Below are 18407 nucleotides of genomic sequence, written 5' to 3' on the forward strand. Positions count from 1 at the left end.
ACTGACTGTGCTTCCTTCGGAATTGCTGACTCAAAAGGTGAGAACTATGATGATGCTTCGTTGGTTGGGGATATCGATAGTTGTTGTAATTGTATTTGCTGGCTGGTTATGGCTAGGCGCCGCATCTAAGAGTCAGGCACGTGAAATTGCGTCACAGTTGCAGGCGCAACAGAAAAAGCTGCCTTTGGAACTAGGACGAGAGTATGTGCTGGAAGTGATCGGATTTGGCGTGACGTTGGATAAATATCGGCAAGGTAAATTGTGGGAAACCTTACAAAAAGGAAGTGCTTATACCAGCATACGTGAGCAGGATCCGACGAAGTATCCGTGGAAAGGGATGGATAAGGATGGGCAAGGGGGAGGCCGAGCCTGCGACGCATTGGAAAACGGCGTTAATTTCACGCCCATGTATTGGGGCTTGCCATCGTTTTATGCTGGTTCTCCCATTCTTGATCCTGATGAGCAGCCCAGTTTGTACGAGCCGATGGCCGGACTGGTAGCAGGTGCATCGACAATTGGTCTGCCGGCACATTTATTTTCCATAGGTCCTTGGAAACTGGATGAGAGACCGGATCGCTTGTTGATTGAAGTCTTTGAATTTTTCGACCAACATCCAGAGCTGCCTTATGTTGTTGTACATTCCGAAGATAGTTTGGGTACGCGCGATGGAGGTCGCAAGCCGGGTGATGCAATGAAACTAAAGGATGGCTATTACGTCCCCGAGATGCCCGATACCACCGCCGTGTTTGTGTTGGCGCGCCGCGAAAGAATAGATCCTTTGCGTCCTTACGTATGGGAGGATCCCGAGAATAAGTTTGTACAGGGGCAATTCAAGGCCATGTATTACGATTTGAAGAGTTCATTGGCCAGGCCAGTCAAATCAATATGGTCCAGTTTTAGCATGTCTCGTCAACCCACCGTCGCCGAATGGCTCGCCGCTGCCGCCGCCTTCGCCCAGAGGCCCGATATCCGCGGCGTGGGCTTGCATACTTTCGACAAACTCAACCCTTGGGAAAATCGTCCCCCGCGTGACTGGAAACCGACGCCGTGGTTTCCCATTCCGTGGAACCGGGAACAGATGGAAACCTTTGACCGTTTGCCCTCGTTCGGTTTCGTGCATCGGCCCGTGTTTGTCCAATTTGCGGATGAAGAGGGCAAGCCCGTCACGCGGCGTGACCAGCGCCAGAAGATGTTCAATGCGGGCTGGCAGCAGGCGCTGCAGACCTTGCCGGAAGCGGAGCGCGGCAAGGGGGCTGCGCGCGTCGTGGCAGGGACGGGAAACCAGCCTGAGCAGTTGCTGATGTTGGAAAGCATGCTGCACGATTACGCGTCACAGGGCGGACCGGAAATTGACAGCAGCAAGAGCGCGCAGTTCATCAATACCGATCATCGCCTGGGCAATACCGGTGCGGCGACCTGGTTCATGCAGATGGCCATTGGCGTGATGGGCAGCTATCGCGATGGCGGCGCCAGTGCGGCGATCAATCTGCGCGACAATAATGAAGCGAGCATCATCTTCATCACGCCGCCATCGGACGCCAAACGCCGGCAGCAGGATGCCAATGGCGATATCTTCCGCAGCCGCGTCACACCTGCCGTCGATCCGGCCAATTACGCGGCGCCATCGGTGGAAGCCATCCTGGAAAGCCAGGCGGGACAATAATTCGGGAGGCTGTATGCGCAAAGTCATCCGTTTGGGCGACGCCACGTCGCATGGCGGCAAGGTGCTCAGTTGTGCCGCCACGCATTTTACGGTCAACGGGATTCCTGTCGCCTGCGTCGGGGATTTGTGCAGCTGCCCCATCAAGGGACATCAGGGCTGCAAGATTGCCAGCGGCTCGTCCCGGCACAGCATCAACGGCATTGCCATCGCCATCGAAGGCGATACCACCACCTGTGGCGCCAAGTTGCTTGCTGGCGGCGCCACCTTGCGCACCTCCTGACGCCGCGTTCGCCTGCCATTTCCCGGTAACTATATAATCTGCGCTTGGGCGATACCCGCCCTGGACTCAGATTGAAGGAATGCCATGCCAGGTTATTTCGTGCGCCCCTTGGCGCTGTGTGTAGTGTCGGCCATGTGCCTCCCTGCCAGTGCCGCCGAGGCGGTGGCGGTGGATGCGCAGCAGCGCGCGTCCTTGCTGGAATTTTATGCGCAGCAATATCCGGGCGAGCCGGCTGCACGCACCGTGTTCGAGAGCGTGCCCGTGGTCGGTGGCCGTGGCAGCGAAGTGGTGGGCAGCGTGGAAACGTCGCCGTATCGTGGACATGGCGCGCTGTGCCGTACGCAGCGAACCAAGTTCGTGCTGCACGGCGAGGGCAAGCAGGCGCGCTGGCAGGAGGCGGGCATGGAGTATTACGCCTGGCTCGACCGTGGCACCTGCCGTGCGGTGGCCGAACCCATGCGCATGCTGCAGCGCGTTCCCGATGCGGAACTGGAAGGCGTGTTGCTGTATCAGAAGCCGCTGCTGGAGCGGGCGCGATTATTGATGGCGGGTAACACGGCCTGTGCCCCGTTGCGGGCGCTGAAGTTTACGCTGGCGGCCGTCGACGTGGGCGCCGCCGCACCGCGTGCCGAAGAGCGCTATGCGCTGGTATTCAAGAGCGACCGCGACAGCTACGCCCGCGTCTGGCTGCGCAAGAGCGGTGCCCAGTATGACGCGTGGAATGTGACTTGCCCGCCAGTACTGTAGACTGCTCGCCCTTTGCCCGATTTCACTTTTTGACTGTTGCAACCATGAACGAAAACTCCACTTCCGCCCGCAGTTGGGGCACCATCGTCACGCATAGCGACGAGATGGCCATCATCTACCGCTATGTCGACGCCTTCCATGACGACTGGGACCTGTCGTCGCAGCCGGACCGCATCATCATCGCCTGGCGCTACGAGGACGAGACGGGCATGCCCGCACCGAACGAGCGCGAGCACATGGAAGAGCTGGAAGCTGCGCTGGCACCCGTGGTGGAAGAGGGTGGCTTCGCCACCCTGGCCCTCGTATCGACGGGTGAAAATCTGCGCGAATGGATTTACTACACGCAGTCGGGCGAAGAATTCTTCAATCGCCTGAACACGGCGCTGGCGCCGCGTCCAAAGTTCCCGATTGAAATCCGCAGCGCGGCTGACCCCGCCTGGTCCACATACGCGGGTTTCATGGCTGCGTTGCCGAAGTAATCAGGCCAACGCGGCCGTCACGATGTGCGTGGCGGCCGTGATGATGTCCTGATTTGTGTCCGCTTTTTTCTGTTCGCGCGTGTAGTACACGGCGATCACCAGCGGCGCGCCGCTGGCCGGGTAGGCCACGCCGATATCGTTGACGCTGCCATACGCGCCCGAGCCTGTCTTGTCGGCCACCTGCCAGCCGGCCGGTACGCCGGCGCGGATGCGTTTGTCGCCCGTCGTGTTGCCGCGCATCCAGGCGTCCAGTTGCTGGCGCTGCGGCGCTGGCAAGCTATTTCCCAATAACAATTGCTGCAAGCTGTGCGCCATCGACGCGGGGCTGGCCGTGTCGCGCACTTCGCCGGGGATGGCGCTATTCAATTCCGTTTCCCAGCGTTCCAGTTGGAACACCGTATTGCCGATGCTGCGCGCATAGGCCGTCACGGCTTGCGGCCCGCCTAATAATGTCATCAAGAAATTGGCCGCGCTATTGTCGCTGTACTGCAAGGTGGCGGCGCACAGATCGGCCACGGTCATGCCGTCGGCCAGATGCTTCTCCGTGATGGGCGAATAGGTGACCAGGTCTTTTTTCTCGTAACGCACGTGCTGGTCCAGCAAGCCCGGCTGGCTGACGCTGCGGGCCAGCACGGCGGCCGCCAGCATCGCCTTGAAGGTGCTGGCCAGGGGAAAGCGTTCGTCTGCGCGATAGGCAACGCGCAGGTCGCTGCCCTGGCGCCAGGCGGCAACGCCGAGGCGTCCGCCTGCGGCTTTTTCCAGCGCGGCCAGTTGTGTCTGTGCTGCGGCGATGCTGGTGGCGGGCGCGGCAAACAGCAGCGGTGCCGGGCACAGCAGGGCGGCGCCGCCGGCCAGCAGGAGGTTGCGGCGGACGTGGTTCAGGGATTCAGTCATGGTTTGTAGGAGTGTTGGGAGTGGGAAGGGCGGCCAGCAGTTCGCCGATGGCGAGCAGGTTGGCCGGTTTGGTCAAATGGTGGTCGAAGCCGGCCGCGCTCGATTGACTGCGGTCATTTTCGGCGCCCCAGCCCGTCAATGCCACGAGCACGACGTTGGCGCCGGCCGGTATCCGGCGCAGCGCGCGCGCCACTTCATAGCCGCTCATGCCGGGCAGGCCGATATCGAGGAATATAACGTCTGGCAAGAATTGCGGCACCAAGGCCAGGGCTTGCGCTCCATCGTGGGCCACTTGCGCGGCATGGCCCATCATGTCGAGCACGGCGGCGAGGGTATCGGCCGCATCGACATTGTCATCGACCACCAGCACGCGGAAGTGCGGGCCGCTGGTGGTGTTGGCAGGCGCAGCCAGTACGGCAGGCGCCTTCGCTTCCTCCTCCAGCAGTGGCAGGCGCACGCTGAAGGTGCTGCCCAGGCCGGCGCCTGGACTGGCCGCCGTGGCGCTGCCGCCATGCAACTCGGCCAGGCGCCGCACCAGCGACAGGCCGATGCCCAGCCCGCCCTGCGCGCGACCCATGTTCTGTCCCACCTGCGTAAACATGTCGAAGACGGTAGCCAGCGATTCGGCGGGAATGCCCACGCCGCTGTCTTTGACTTCAATCAATGCCTCGTTGTCATCGCGTAAGGCGCGCAAGCTGATGTGGCCGCCGGCGGGCGTGTACTTGGCGGCATTGTTGAGCAAATTGCCCAGCACTTGCGCCAGGCGCGTGGGGTCGGCCTCAAGCGGCAGCGCCTCTTCAGCAAGTTGCACCTGCAACTGGTGGCGGCCCGCTTCGATCAGCGGCATGCTCGTTTCCACGGCGCCCGCGATGATGGTTTTCAAGTCCGCGCGTTCCAGCTTGAGTTCGATCTGGCCCCGCGTGATGCGTGCCACATCCAGCAAATCATTGACCAGATGCACCATCTGATTGACTTGCCGCTCCATCACGTCGCGCACGCGCGCCACGGTGGCGGGCTTGTCGGCGGCCAGGCGCATGATTTGCAAGCCGTTGCGGATGGGCGCCAGCGGGTTGCGCAGTTCGTGCGCCAGGGTGGCCAGGAATTCCGTCTTGCGACGGTCCATTTCGGACAGGTTGTCGGCCAGCTGGCGCAATTGCTGCTCAGAACGCTTGCGCTCGCTGATGTCGCTGAACAATACCGTCAACAGGCGGCTGCCGGGGCCGCCCAGGCGCGCGGCGAAGACCTCGAACCAGCGCTCCATGGCCACGGCTTCGTTTTCGTAGCGCACGGGTTCGCCAGTCTTGACGACCTGGTCGTACAGGTCGAACCAGTGCTGGTCGTGGTCGGGCACGAAGCTGCGGATGGTCTTGCCGATGGCATTGACCAGCCCCGACTGCTTGACGAAGGCGGCGTTGCCCTCCAGGTAGCGGAAATCGATGGGGCGGCCTTGCTCGTCGTACAGCATTTCGATGACGCAAAAGGCCTGGTCCATCAGCTCGATCAAGGTGCGGTAGCGTTCCTCGCTGCGGCGCAGCGCATCTTCCACCTGTTTCTGGCGCGTGATGTCGAGCAGGACGCCTGGCAATTGCAGGGGTGTGCCATCGGGCGCGTATTCGGCACGGCCCCGCGCGATGACCGAGCGGTATTGGCCGTCGCCGTCGCCGACGCGGTAACTGGCCTCGAACGGCGTGTGTGCGTGCAATGCCTGGGTAATCTGCGCGCTGACTTGCTCGCGGTCATCTGGATGGATGAGGTCCAGGTAGCGCGCCAGCGGCGCCGCCGTGGCAGCATCGGCATTGACGGGGAACAAGCGCGCCATATTGCTGTCGGCCGTGACCCGGTCGGCAACGATATCCCAGTTCCAGGTGGCCACTTCGCCGGCCGCCAGGGTCAGGCGCAGGGTTTCCTCGTTCTGTTTGCTGGTCGTCAGGTCGAGCGAGATGCCGGACAGGGCGATCACGTTGCCGGCGCCATCGCTGGCGCAGGTGCCGCGCATGTGCGCCCAGTGCAGTGAACCATCGGGCCAGCGCACGCGGATGTCGATTTCGAAATCGCTGGCGCTGGCGATGGCGGCGTGCACCACCGTCTGCCAGTGCTGCAGGTCGCCGTCGAGCATGGCGCCCGTCAGTTGCGCGTAATCGATGTGGCTGTCCGGCGGCAAGCCCAGATTGGCCTTGAAGGCATCGGAGCCGGTCATGCTGCCGCTGCCCAGGTCGATCTCCCACGTACCCATGCGGCCGCCCTGCATGGCCAGGCGCAGCCGCTGTTCCGTCTGCCGTTGCTGCGTCACGTCGCAATGCGAGCCCAGCCATTCAACGATGCTGCCGTCGGGCGCCAGCACGGGCAGCATGCGCACGAGCATGTTGCGGTAGGTGCCGCTGACGTGGCGCAGCCGGTATTCCGCTTCGAACACGCTGGTCAGGTGCGATGGCATGACGTACGGCAAGTTGCGGTCGTCCGGATGCAGGGCATTGACCCAGCCGCGGCCCAGCAGTTCAGCCTCGGTCTGGCCTGTGAAGGCGCGCCAGGATGGCTGGTCTGCGTCGAACTGGCCGAAGGTTTTCGTGCTCCAGACGATGTCGCAATGGGCGCTCAGCAGTAAATGCGCCGCCTGGGCAGCGACGGTGGAGGACGGGACGGCGTTGCTGGGCTGGCTGGGTTCTGGCATGGAGGTTATGGACAATGGTGCAGGGGGCCCCGCCGCACCGGAATGGGGCGGCCTGGCAACTCAATTCTGGCGATATTACAACTATTTATACGCTCTGGGCTGTCTTGCAGGACGCCGTTTCCACTTTCTCAGGGTTGGCGAAAAAATCGCGCCAGGCGGCAAGTGATCGGGGGAAATAGCAAGGAAATAGGAAGACAAGGGCGCTATTGTGGCTGAATAACCACTAGTCAGCGCATTATGTTGATGAATGAATATTTTACATAACAATATTCTTGCAGCGCATAAGGCGCTTGAATTAAATTGGCGCCTTACTCAAAAGTTGGTGTTCATCAGACATCCCAGAGATGCGGCCAGACCGCTGTCGGCTTGGACGACAGCCAGGGCAGAGCCAGTGACGCCATGGGCGGAGAAACATCCGCTCGCGCTGCTGCACCGTGATGGTGCAGACGATCATCCAGCGCCGTACATAACCCGGAGACAGGTTTCGCAATTCTTTTTTAAACTTCTGGGAAACAACATGATCAAGATGTCCAAGATGCACAAGCGTTTGTGCGCCAAAAGCGCTGCTATGCTGGCACTGTCCGCTGCCTTGCCTATCGGCTCGGCTTATGCTGATGAAGTCGCTGCTGATACGACCCCTGCCGCCAGCCAGCTGGAAACCGTGACCGTGACGGCGCAGCGCCGCAAGGAAAATATCCGCGACGTGCCCGTCTCCGTGTCGCTGCTGCGCGACGAGAAGCTCGACGTGCTGGTGTCCAGCGGACAAGACATTCGCGTGCTGGCCGGCAAAGTGCCGAGCCTGAACGTGGAATCGTCGAATGGCCGCACCTTCCCCCGCTTCTACATCCGCGGCTACGGCAATACCGACTTCAACATTTTTGCATCGCAACCTGTTTCCCTGATTTACGACGATGTCGTGCAAGAAAATCCGATCCTCAAGGGCTATCCGATTTTCGACGTGGCTGGCGTGGAAGTGTTGCGCGGCCCGCAAGGCACCTTGTTCGGCCGCAATACGCCTGCCGGCGTGGTCAAGTTCGAATCCGTCAAGCCGAACCTGGACAAGGTTGAAGGCTATTACAACGTTTCCGCCGCCACGCACAACACGACCAACTTCGACGGCGCCGTCAACGTGCCGCTGAGCAAAGAATGGGCGCTGCGCTTCTCGACCCTGCGCCAGCACCGCGACGATTACGTCGACAACACCTTTACGGGCCAGAAAAACGCGCTGGACGGCTACAACGAACACGCCGAGCGCGTGCAACTGCTGTACGCACCGAACACCACCTTCAATGCCCTGTTCAATGTGCACCAGCGCAACACCACGGGCAGCGCGCGCGTCTTCTACGCCAACATGATCAAGCAGGGCACGAACGACATCGTCGACGGTTTCGACCCGAACAAGTCGTTCACGAATGCGCCGAACTTCCAGCGCCTGCGCACCAACGGCGCCAGCGCCCGCCTGAGCTGGGACCTGGACGGTATTAAACTGTACTCGATCACCGGCTTTGAACAGGTCGGCAATTACGTGTCGCATGGCGATATCGACGGCGGCACGCCGACGGGCCCAGGCTTCATTCCTTTCCAGGTTGAAACGGCTGGCGGCATCACCAGCGTGAAACAATACTCGCAAGAATTCCGCGCCGAATCGAAGAATGCCGGTCCCCTCAACTGGCAGGCAGGCGTGTACTACTTCAACGAAGATGCCAACGGTTTCACCGACAACTTCAATACCGACACGCATGTGCTGACCACGCACCTGGCCAGCCGCCAGAAGAACTCGGCCTGGGCAACGTTTGGTTCCGTCAACTACGCCGTCAGCGATGACTTCATGCTGCGCGCCGGCTTGCGCTACACCAAGGACAAGAAGGATTTCAACACGGTGGAAGCGACCAGCATCGTGCAGGTCAACCCGACCAGCGCCGATGTCAGCAAAGCCAAGGTCAACTGGGACTTGAGCGGTACCTATAAATACAACAAGGACGTGAACTTCTACGGCCGTGTCGCTACCGGTTTCCGCGCGCCAAGTATCGCCCCGGCCAGCACCAGCGTGCCTGTCACCGTGGCCGATGCTGAAACGATCACCTCGTTCGAAGCGGGCATCAAGGCCGACCTGTTCGAGCGCCGCGCCCGCGTTGCCTTCAGCCTGTATAACTACCAGGTGAAGAACCAGCAATTGACGGTCGTTGGCGGCACCTCGAACGTGACGCGCCTGATCAATGCAGCCAAGACGAATGGCCGTGGCGCCGAGCTGGAACTGGAAGGTTTTGTCACGCCTAGCCTGAAGATGTCCCTGGGCGGCAGCTACAACTTCACGGAAATCAAGGACCCGAGCCTGTCGATCGCCACCTGCGCCCAAACGCGTTGCACCGTGACCGATTCGCTGACCACCGGCAACCGTGCCATCATCGACGGCAATCCATTGCCGCAAGCGCCGAAGTGGACGATCACCGCCACGGGCCGTTATTCGATCCCGATGGAAAACGGCGAATTCTTCGTCTTCACGGACTGGGCATACCGCAGCAAGATCAACTTCTTCCTGTATGAAGCAACCGAGTTCACCGGCAAGCCGATGGTCGAAGGCGGCTTGCGCGTAGGCTACACCTGGGATGCCGGCAAGTATGAAGTGGCCGCTTTTGGCCGCAACATCACCGACACCCAGCGTATCACGGGCGCCATCGACTTCAACAACCGCACGGGCTTCATCAATGAGCCACGTCAGTTTGGGGTGCAATTTAAAGGCAACTTCTAATTGCCAGACTTCAGGCGCCGGCCATGTGCTGGCGCCTGCATTGCAACCCGCCCGGTTCGCCGCGGCGGGTTTTTTTTATGGGTGCTCGGGAAGTTGCGCCAGCCGCTGTGCCCAGGCGGGAATGGCTTGCTGCCAGAAATCTTCCACCTTGTCGGCGCGCACGTCGAGTCCCAGGAAGCGGGCCGCAGGCTGCAGCGCCGACGCCAGAAGGTCTGCAGCATTGCTTGCCGTATCGAAGGCGAGGGCGCCCGTCTGCTTGGACAGTTTTTCGCCGCTGTCGTTCGTGACGACGGGCACGTGCAGGAAGCCGGGATGCGGCAAGCCCAGCACGTCCTGCAGATACAGTTGGCGCGGCGTGGAATCGAGCAAGTCCGCGCCGCGCACCACCTGCGTGATGCCCTGCGCACCATCGTCGACCACCACTGCCAGCTGATACGCCCAGTAGCCATCGCCGCGCAGCACGATGAAGTCGCCCACTTCACCGGCCAGATCCTGCCGCTGCGGACCCGCCCAGCGGTCGGCAAACGCGTACACCGCATCGGCCCCCTTCGGTACCCGCAGCCGCAAGGCCCGCGCCGCCTTGCCCGGTGCCAGTCCATGACGGCAGGTGCCCGGATACACGGCGGCCCCATTTTTTGGCGCTCCCGCTTGCAAGTTCGAATCCTGGATCTCCTTGCGCGAACAGCCGCACGCATACAGGAGGCCATCATCCTGCAACTGCTTCAGCGCCGCCTCGTACAGCGGCAAGCGCTTGCTCTGCCACGTCGCCTCGCCATCCCAATACATGCCGCAGCGCTGCAGGCTGGCCAGGATGCCGAGATAGGCACCTTCGACATTGCGGTCATAGTCCAGATCCTCGATGCGCAGCAGCCACGTGCCCCGATGCACCTTGGCGTCGAGGTAACTGGCCATGGCGGCAACGAGCGAGCCCATGTGCAGAGGGCCGGAGGGGGAGGGGGCGAAGCGGCCGATGTAGGGGGCGGTGGACAGGAGCATACGGATGAAGGTTGTTGACGGTAGTGATACGTGCTGGTGTTGCTATGAGCCATGACTCATCTATAGCAGGCAGCGCTAAGTATCGTTCAGAGTGATATTCAAGTCAAACTAATGCCCTGATTCATATGTGGCTAGGGATCGTTGGCCGACTGTAGCAATAGCAAACACATGCGTTTTGCGCGGCCGCAAGGATCAATCGTTGAATGAGGGCATCAATTGCATCTCGTAATGTTTGTCATCGCGGTGGCACGGCGTTGCCGCACTGCCGAGGAAACTGTTGCAGCCCAGGCCGCCTTGTGGCGAGGTGGTCAATGCCGTCCCCCGCACATCGCTGGCGCGCAGCACCAGCACGATGTCGTAGCGCACGAGCGGCTGGCCGAACAGCATCAGCATGTGCCGCAACGCGTGGCTACCAGGGGCGCGCGGCAGGAAGCTGGCGTGCTGCTGCGCCGTGAGCGGACCGAGGCGCAGGCGTACGGCCAGGTCGGGGCGGCGGCAGCGTTCGCCGACGAGGGCGCGCTGGCCCAGCATGGCATTTTCCATGCCCAGCGCCGTTTGTTCGCGCGGTGCCAGCATGTCCATGGCGCCCGTCGCCTCGTCGATATGGCAAGGCACGCCGAAGTGGTCGCCGAGGATGCGCGCCATGACGATGGATGAGATGTTGTGCTGCTGTAGCAAGCCGCTGTACAAGCCGGCCGCTGCCACGTCCTGGCCCTGGTCCTGGCCCGGTTGGCATGCGGCCAGGGCCAGCAGGCGCGACAGGAAGTCCCCGCTGTGGCCGGCCTGCTCGATGCGGTATTTTCGCCAGGCCTGGTAAAACAGGGCCACGGTGCGGCTGGAAAACAGGTCGAGGAAAGCGCGCGGGCTATTCTCGCGTTCGCTATGCTGGTGCGCGGCAATGCGCTCCGAATAGTGGCTGGGCAAGCTGCCTTGGCAGCCCAGGAGGCCCATGAAGGTGGGCGTGAGGTGGATGTGCTGGCCGTGACCGGACAGCAGCGCTTGCAGCAGGGCATCCGCATCGCCGATGCTGTTTGCCGTGAGCGTTTCGACCTGGCTGGCGGGAAAACGCAGCGAGACGCTGTTGTCGAAGCGTATGTGCTTTGCCAGCGCCGTGTGCTCATCGATGCCGTGTTCGGCCAGCCACGCCAGCAGCAGGCGCAGTGCCTGGAAGCACTCGAAGCGCTGCGGCGCATCGAGCAATTGCTGGATCACGCTGGCGTGGCGTCGGCGCTGCGTTCTGGGCATCGTAGGAGTTCCTCGCCGCTGCGATGAGACAGCAGCGTCAGTTGGCTAAAGCAGTTGAGCTGGCTGTTCAGGGCGAAATAGCGTTGCAGCACCTGGGCAAAAATATAGATGCTGCTGCCGACGAAGGCTTGCTCGTCGATGCCCAGGCGGATGGCGATGCCGGGCATCAGGGTGGGAAACGGGAGCGTTGGCATCCACGCGCGCGTGCTGCCGTGCTCGAGCGTGACGATGCCCTGGATCAGGCGTTGCGTGGCGGGCGAGCGGGGCAGGTCGTACAGACTCAGCATTTTCTGGAATTCACCCAGGCCCGCCTGCGTCAGGCTCGAGTAATTGAGCGACAGGTGCGCGATCAGGCGCCAGTGCGTGTCCGCCAGGAAACGCATGCTGGGTGACGGTTTGCGCAGGAAGCGCGCGGGGATGCCGTCGGGTACGTCTTCGGCCAGCAGGTCGCCGCCGGGCAAGCCGTAGTGCAACTGCACGGGCAAGTCGCGGTTGCTGCACAGCAGTTGCGTCGATACGGTGGCGCAGGCCGCGCTGCTTGGTGAAAACTGCGGGTCGATCAGGCTCAGGCGCATTTCGTGACCGGGACTGATGGCGGCCACGGTTTCGTCGCGGCGCGCCAGCCAGTACTGTCCATGCTCCTGACCACGCTCCTGGCCATAGTCGGCCTGGGCGCCTTGCAGCGAGGCATACAACGGCAGGAAGCTGCTCAGGCGCTCGCCGGTCTCGTCCTTGCGCACTACGGTGACGGCTTCGATGCTGTGGATGTCATAGGCAAACGCATGCGTGGCATCGGCCGCCAGCGCATAGTCGGGTTCGGTATGCGTGAGGCGGATCGGCACGCCGGATTTGGCAAACAGGTTGACGACGGGCGTGCAGCCCAGCAAGAGGTTGTCGCGGCTGACGCCGGACAAGAGCCGCGCTTCGTGGCTGTCGCTGCGCACGCCCTTGAGGGGCAGGTGCAAGGTGAACTGGCGGCACTGTTTCGGCAGCAAGGGCGTCAGCAGTGACCATCCGATATCGATGAAGTGAAATTTTTCCGGAAACGCAAAGTACTCGGTCAGCAGGCGCAGGGCCGGGTGCGAGCGGGCGGAAATGGGGATCAGCGCATCGTCTTCCGCATAGCCGGCCGGCGCTAGCGGCGTGCCATCGACGGCTTGCCACGGGCTGTGTTCGTCCAGCGCCACGTATGCGCCCGCGCCGCGCAGGAACAGGGCGTCGAGCAAGGCCGCGCGCACGGATGGTTCTCCATCGGCAAACAGGCGCAGCCTGGCGATACCCGGCTGATCCAGATGATAGTTGTCGCTGCTGCTGGTGAACTGAATGCTGAGCAAGGCGCTGGCGCCGGCGGGCAGGCGCAGGCCGGGCGGCGCGTCGATGACAGGTGAGAAATGCAGGCGAGAAATGGCCAGCGGCACCAGGGTCACGTCATAGGCGCTCGTAAATTTGCAAGCCACGCCCTGCACCGGCTGCGAGCGCAGCACCGTGCCGCGCGCCACATGCGCCACCTGGTCCAGCTGGCCGCCGCCCGGCGCTTCGTCGGCGGCGATGCGCACGATGGAGCACGAAGGAAACGGCCGCAGGTAGTGCGGGTACAAGGTGTCGAGCAGGGAATGGGTAAATTGCGGATAGGCGTCGTCGAGGCGCTTGGCGACCCTGGCCGTGAGCAGGGCGACGGACTGGATCAGGCGTTCGACATGCGGGTCTTCGCAGGTTTCTCCGGCGATCAGCAGGCGCCCGGCCGCCTTCGGGTAGCGGCTGGAAAACTCGCGCGTGTACTGGCGGAACAGGCCCAGCTCGCGCTCGTAATATGGCAGTAGTTGTTCCACGGTCGCGCTCTCCGCCAGTGGGAAAGCTTCATGCTGGCATCAGGCGCGATCGTGGGTGTTGATGCGTAACAATGAATTTTAGAAATGGTACTCCGCGCGTATCATCGGCGTCTTTGCCGTCTGGCCCACATTGCCCGTGGTGGCGGGCGAATTGCCGAACTTGTTCTTCCAGTACTGGTATTCCAGGCCCACGCGGAAGGTGTTCTTGGCGCTGCCCAAGGCCGCGCCTACGTCGTACATTACTTGCATGTCGATATTCGTTTCCACTGCCGTGTCGCGACCCACTTCATCCTTGCCTTTCGAGTCGATGAGGTTGAAGAAGCCTTCGAACGAGAACAGCGGCGACAGGGGGATGGCCCAGGCGCCCGTCAGCATGGCGTGCGTTTTATACGTGTAGCGGCCCGTCACCTGCGAGATGGGCGGGAAGGCGCCGCTGGGGGCGTTGCTTTCGCGCAGCAACAGCAGGCTGGTATTGAAGAAGCCGGGCACGTCCCACATCAGGGTGGGGCCGGCCACCAGCATGCGCTTGCGCGAGTTGTAGCCGACGTCATTTTTCGTGTTGACGTCGAAGCCCAGGGTGACGCCGACGCCGCGCACGGGGCCGAACTTGATGTCGCTGCCGCGCACCTTGCCGATGTCGATGGTGTTGCGGTAGACCAGGTACGCCTCCTGTGCGCCGGACGTTTTGCCCAGTGCGCCGGGGTCCTTGCTGTCGGACATGAGGAAATCGAGGTTGACGAAATTGCTGCCGTATTTGTAGCCGCTGGCGTGCGTGATGGCAAAGATGTTTTTCTTGATGTCGTCCGGATTGAACGGCTCGCGGTAATCATTGCCGGCGCGCCAGCTCAGCGCGGTATCGCTCCATTCGGCAGCCTGGGCGGTCGCGCCCACGCCGAGGGTGGTAGTGAGGCAGAGCAACAGACACGGTATGGTTTTTGGCACTTTCGGCTCCTGATGGCGGTGTGGGAAAACGGGAACTGGGGATGGCTGGACGCGTAGTCCGCATGTAGCGCTGCAATGGGATAACGCGCGCCGTTCAATCCATGATGCGAGCATCGCCGCGCCGGGCGATATGTCTTGTGTGCATACTTACTATCAGTTCCTGCATATAATCATCGCACCTTCTCGTCCTTGCGGGGCAAGGCGGACGCTGCAAAGCTGATAATTTTTTTCAAAATTGTATACAGGTGTTGTTTTTTTGTGGAAATAGAAATGCACGCCGCCGCGCCCGCCCCCCAAGCGCCGCGGATGCCGATACGATAGAGACTGAGTGTTGATTTTTTCCACCGATCGGCATCCCGCATACCACGCAGCGAGGCACGAAAAAAACAATGACGGCACGCCTGGAACTCATCGATATCAGCAAGCGCTATCCGGCCGTGGTGGCCAATGACGGCATCTGTCTCACCGTCGCGCCCGGACAGATTCATGCCGTGCTTGGCGAAAACGGCGCCGGCAAATCGACCTTGATGAAAATCATCTACGGCGCCGTGCAGCCCGATGGCGGCCGCATCCTGTGGAATGGCCGTGAAGTCGAGATCGCCAACCCGTCGGCCGCGCGGGCGCTGGGCATCGCCATGGTGTTCCAGCACTTTTCCCTGTTCGACACCTTGACGGTCACGGAAAACATCGCCCTCGGTTTGCCCGCGGGCACCAACATGGCGGAGCTGGCGCAGCGCATCGAAGCGACGGCGCGCCAGTATGGCCTGGACCTGGAGCCGCAGCGCCACGTGCACACGCTTTCCGTTGGCGAATGCCAGCGCGTGGAAATCGTGCGCGCACTGCTGGCCAAGCCGCAACTGCTGATCCTCGACGAACCGACTTCCGTGCTGACGCCGGGCGCCGTGGAAAAGCTGTTTACCACCTTGCGCCAGCTGGCCGCCGAAGGCTGTAGCATCCTGTACATCAGCCACAAGCTCGACGAGATCCGCGCCCTGTGCCACACGTGCACGGTGGTGCGCGCCGGCAAGAATGCGGGCGTGTGCGACCCCTCGCAAGAGTCGGCGGCCAGCCTGTCGCGCATGATGATCGGCGCCGAGCCGCCCGCCGTCACCCGCGTGGCGCGCACGCCCGGCGCGGCCATGTTGAGCGTCAAGAATTTGAACTTGCCCAAGAGCCATCCGTTCGCCACGCAGTTGACGGACATCAGCTTCGACGTGCGCGCGGGAGAGATCGTCGGCATCGCGGGCGTGTCCGGCAATGGCCAGCAGGAATTGCTCGCCGCCCTGTCGGGCGAGGACATGCGCGCAGCTGTCGGCAGCATCGTCCTGAACGGTACGCCGGCGGGACGCTTGCCGCCGGGACGCCGGCGCGCCCTGGGCTTCGGCTTCGTGCCGGAGGAAAGGCTGGGGCGGGGCGCCGTGCCCGACATGGCGCTGGCCGACAACGTGCTGCTGAGTTTGCAGACACCAGCCACCATCCGCCACGGCTTCGTGCGCCACAAGGTCATTGCGCAGCGGGCGGCCGCCATCATCGCGCGCTTTCAGGTGAAGGCGGGCGGGCCGCAGGCGCTGGCGCGCAGCCTGTCGGGCGGCAACTTGCAGAAATACATAGTCGGACGCGAAGTCATGCGCGAACCCACCGTGCTGGTGGTGGCGCAGCCGACCTGGGGCGTGGACGTGGGCGCGGCCGCGCAAATCCGCGCCGAATTGCTGGCCTTGCGCGACGCGGGCTGCGCGCTGCTGGTCGTGTCGGAGGAGCTCGATGAATTGTTCGACATCAGCGACCGCTTGCTGGTGATGGCGAAAGGAAAGATTTCTCCGTCGCTGGATGTGGGCGAGGCCAGCGTGAGCCTCGTGGGGCAATGGATGAGCGGGCTGTGGCCGCAGGAGGCAATCAATGGCTAAGTTCGCCTTGCGCCTGGAAGCCCGTCCTTCTCCGTCGCGGCTGATGTCGTGGCTGTCGCCCGTGCTGGCCGTGCTGCTTACCGTGCTGTGCGGCGCGCTGCTGTTTCTTGCGCTGGGACACGATCCGCTGGCGGGACTGGCCGTCTTCTTTGTGGAACCCTTGCGCGACGCACACGGCTGGTCCGAGCTGGGCATCAAGGTGGCGCCTTTGCTCCTGATCGCCGTCGGCCTGGCCATCTGCTTTCGCGCCAACATCTATAACATCGGCGCGGAAGGGCAGCTGACCCTGGGCGCCATCTGCGGCGGCGCGGCCGCCCTGTACCTGGACGACGGCGTAGGCAGTATTGCCATCATCGGCGTGTCCTTGCTGGCCGGCATGGCGGGCGGCATGGCGTGGGCGGGGCTGGTTGCCTGGCTGCGCGACCGCTACAACGCCAGCGAAATCCTCGTCTCGCTGATGCTGGTCTACATCGCCCAATTGCTGCTCAGCTATCTCGTGTATGGGGTGCTGCGCGACCCGGAAGGATTCAATTTCCCCCAGTCGAAACTGTTGTCGGACGGCTTGCTGTTGCCGATGCTGATCAGCGACACGCGCTTGCACGTGGGCATCGTGTTTGCCTTGCTGGCCTCGCTGGGCGGCTGGCTGTACTTATCCAGAAGCATTGCCGGCTTCCGTTTGCGCGTGGGCGGCATGGCGCCTGCCGCCGCCCGCTATGCGGGCTTTTCCTCGCGCAAGACCTTGTGGTCGTCCCTGCTGATCTGCGGCGCCTTGTCGGGCCTGGCGGGTGCGTGCGAAGTGCTGGGACCGATGGGGCAGTTGACGCCCACGGTCTCGCCCGGCTACGGCTTTGCCGCCATCATCGTCGCCTTTGTCGGGCGCCTGCATCCGGTAGGCGTGATTTTCTCCAGCTTCGTCATGGCCCTGTTCTATATCGGCGGCGAACTGGCGCAGTCGCGCCTGGGCTTGCCCAGTGCGATCACGGGTGTGTTTCAGGGCATCTTGCTGTTCGCCTTGCTCGCTTGCGATGTGCTGATCCAATACAAATTGCGTTGGAGGAAACATGGATAACTTGCTGCTGACCATCGCGCCGCTGATCGCGGCCAGCATCAATGCGGGCACGCCGCTGATGCTGGCCGCGCTCGGTTTATTGGTGAATGAAAAGGCGGGCGTGGTCAACCTGGGGGCGGAAGGCATGATGCTGGTCTCGGCCATCACGGGCTTTGCCGTGGCTGTCAACACGGGTAGCCCCACCCTGGGCTTTCTGGCGGGCGCGGGCGCCAGCATGCTGCTGTCCGGCTTCTTTGCCTGGCTGACCGTGTGGCTGGGCACAAACCAGTACGCGACGGGCCTGGCCTTGTCGCTGTTCGGCGCGGGTGCATCCACGTATATCGGCTTGAAATATGTGGGCAACAGCTTGCAGAATGGCCGCTTCGGCATCCCTTTCCTGGAAGATATTCCCGTGCTGGGGCCGGCCCTGTTCCGCCAGCATCCGATGGTGTATCTGTCGTTGCTGCTTTGCCTGGCCATCGCCTGGTTTTTGTACCGCACGCGGGCGGGCCTCGTGCTGCGCGCCGTGGGCGAGTCGCCCGCTTCCGCGCATGCGCTCGGCTACCCCGTGCGCCGCATCCGCCTGGCGGCCGTGCTGTTCGGCGGCGCCTGCTGCGGCCTGGCCGGCGCCTTTTTGTCGCTCGTCTACACGCCGCTGTGGGTCGAAGGCATGGTGGCGGGACGGGGCTGGATCGCGCTGGCGCTGACCACCTTTGCCACCTGGCGTCCCGCGCGCGTGGTGGGCGGCGCCTACCTGTTCGGCGGCATCACGATTCTGACCTTCCACGCGCAGGCGCTGGGCGTGCCCATCGCGTCGCAACTGCTGTCGATGCTGCCGTATGTGGCAGCCATCGTCGTGCTGGTTTTGATCTCCAGCAACGCCAATTACATCAAGCTCAATATGCCCGCTTCGCTGGGCAAGAATTTCAATCCGGGAAATTAATCACTCACCACAAGGAAAAC

The 18407-nt window shown here is 62.5% G+C and carries 14 protein-coding genes; 8 read left to right on the plus strand and 6 right to left on the minus strand.

Annotated features, from left to right (window positions below):
* Positions 1-46 precede the first annotated feature (46 nt).
* From LSO07_RS06940 to LSO07_RS06955, 4 genes are all read left to right on the plus strand, one after another.
* Positions 47-1663, plus strand: a complete 1617-nt coding sequence (locus LSO07_RS06940) for a type VI lipase adapter Tla3 domain-containing protein (protein ID WP_151092996.1) — start codon at positions 47-49, stop codon at positions 1661-1663.
* A gap of 13 nt (positions 1664-1676) precedes the next feature.
* Positions 1677-1943, plus strand: a complete 267-nt coding sequence (locus tag LSO07_RS06945; protein ID WP_151092998.1) for a PAAR domain-containing protein — start codon at positions 1677-1679, stop codon at positions 1941-1943.
* Positions 1944-2027: 84 nt separating this feature from the next.
* A complete protein-coding gene (locus LSO07_RS06950) occupies positions 2028-2690 on the plus strand; it encodes a hypothetical protein (protein WP_151093000.1) in 663 nt (220 codons plus the stop codon).
* Positions 2691-2734: 44 nt separating this feature from the next.
* Positions 2735-3169, plus strand: coding sequence for a DUF695 domain-containing protein (locus LSO07_RS06955; protein WP_151093002.1), 435 nt, complete (start codon positions 2735-2737; stop codon positions 3167-3169).
* On the opposite strand, the gene bla is transcribed toward LSO07_RS06955, so the two are convergent.
* Together bla and LSO07_RS06965 are read right to left on the minus strand one after the other, a co-directional pair.
* Positions 3170-4063: a class A beta-lactamase gene (bla, locus tag LSO07_RS06960; protein ID WP_151093004.1), complete on the minus strand. Its 894-nt coding sequence runs from the start codon at positions 4061-4063 to the stop codon at positions 3170-3172.
* A complete protein-coding gene (locus LSO07_RS06965; RefSeq protein ID WP_151093006.1) occupies positions 4056-6731 on the minus strand; it encodes a hybrid sensor histidine kinase/response regulator in 2676 nt (891 codons plus the stop codon). The genes bla and LSO07_RS06965 overlap by 8 nt, the downstream gene beginning before the upstream one ends.
* Before the next feature lie 517 nt (positions 6732-7248).
* Between LSO07_RS06965 and LSO07_RS06970 the strand changes: the two genes are divergently transcribed.
* Positions 7249-9480, plus strand: a complete 2232-nt coding sequence (locus LSO07_RS06970; RefSeq protein WP_151093008.1) for a TonB-dependent receptor — start codon at positions 7249-7251, stop codon at positions 9478-9480.
* Positions 9481-9555: 75 nt separating this feature from the next.
* Here LSO07_RS06970 and gluQRS read toward each other — a convergent pair whose 3' ends face one another.
* From gluQRS to LSO07_RS06990, 4 genes are all read right to left on the minus strand, one after another.
* A complete protein-coding gene (gene gluQRS / locus LSO07_RS06975; RefSeq protein WP_151093010.1) occupies positions 9556-10476 on the minus strand; it encodes a tRNA glutamyl-Q(34) synthetase GluQRS in 921 nt (306 codons plus the stop codon).
* Positions 10477-10668: 192 nt separating this feature from the next.
* Complete coding sequence (gene tssG / locus LSO07_RS06980) at positions 10669-11721, minus strand: type VI secretion system baseplate subunit TssG (RefSeq protein ID WP_151093012.1); 1053 nt, start codon at positions 11719-11721, stop codon at positions 10669-10671.
* Positions 11685-13550, minus strand: a complete 1866-nt coding sequence (tssF, locus tag LSO07_RS06985) for a type VI secretion system baseplate subunit TssF (protein ID WP_151093014.1) — start codon at positions 13548-13550, stop codon at positions 11685-11687. The genes tssG and tssF overlap by 37 nt, the downstream gene beginning before the upstream one ends.
* A 78-nt stretch (positions 13551-13628) precedes the next feature.
* Positions 13629-14441 carry an outer envelope protein gene (locus LSO07_RS06990; RefSeq protein ID WP_080753567.1) on the minus strand — a complete coding sequence of 271 codons (813 nt, stop codon included), beginning with the start codon at positions 14439-14441 and terminating at the stop codon, positions 13629-13631.
* Positions 14442-14881: 440 nt separating this feature from the next.
* Between LSO07_RS06990 and LSO07_RS06995 the strand changes: the two genes are divergently transcribed.
* From LSO07_RS06995 to LSO07_RS07005, 3 genes are read left to right on the plus strand one after another with little or no spacing between them, the layout of a single operon-like run.
* Positions 14882-16396 carry an ABC transporter ATP-binding protein gene (locus LSO07_RS06995; protein ID WP_151093016.1) on the plus strand — a complete coding sequence of 505 codons (1515 nt, stop codon included), beginning with the start codon at positions 14882-14884 and terminating at the stop codon, positions 16394-16396.
* Positions 16389-17465 carry an ABC transporter permease gene (locus tag LSO07_RS07000; protein WP_151093018.1) on the plus strand — a complete coding sequence of 359 codons (1077 nt, stop codon included), beginning with the start codon at positions 16389-16391 and terminating at the stop codon, positions 17463-17465. Before LSO07_RS06995 ends, LSO07_RS07000 begins: the two co-directional genes overlap by 8 nt.
* Positions 17458-18387 (plus strand): ABC transporter permease, encoded by a 930-nt coding sequence (locus tag LSO07_RS07005; RefSeq protein WP_151093020.1) that lies wholly within the window; start codon positions 17458-17460, stop codon positions 18385-18387. Before LSO07_RS07000 ends, LSO07_RS07005 begins: the two co-directional genes overlap by 8 nt.
* Positions 18388-18407: the final 20 nt, after the last annotated feature.

The sequence above is a fragment of the Janthinobacterium sp. PLB04 genome, from assembly GCF_021165895.1.
GTDB lineage: Bacteria > Pseudomonadota > Gammaproteobacteria > Burkholderiales > Burkholderiaceae_D > Janthinobacterium > Janthinobacterium lividum.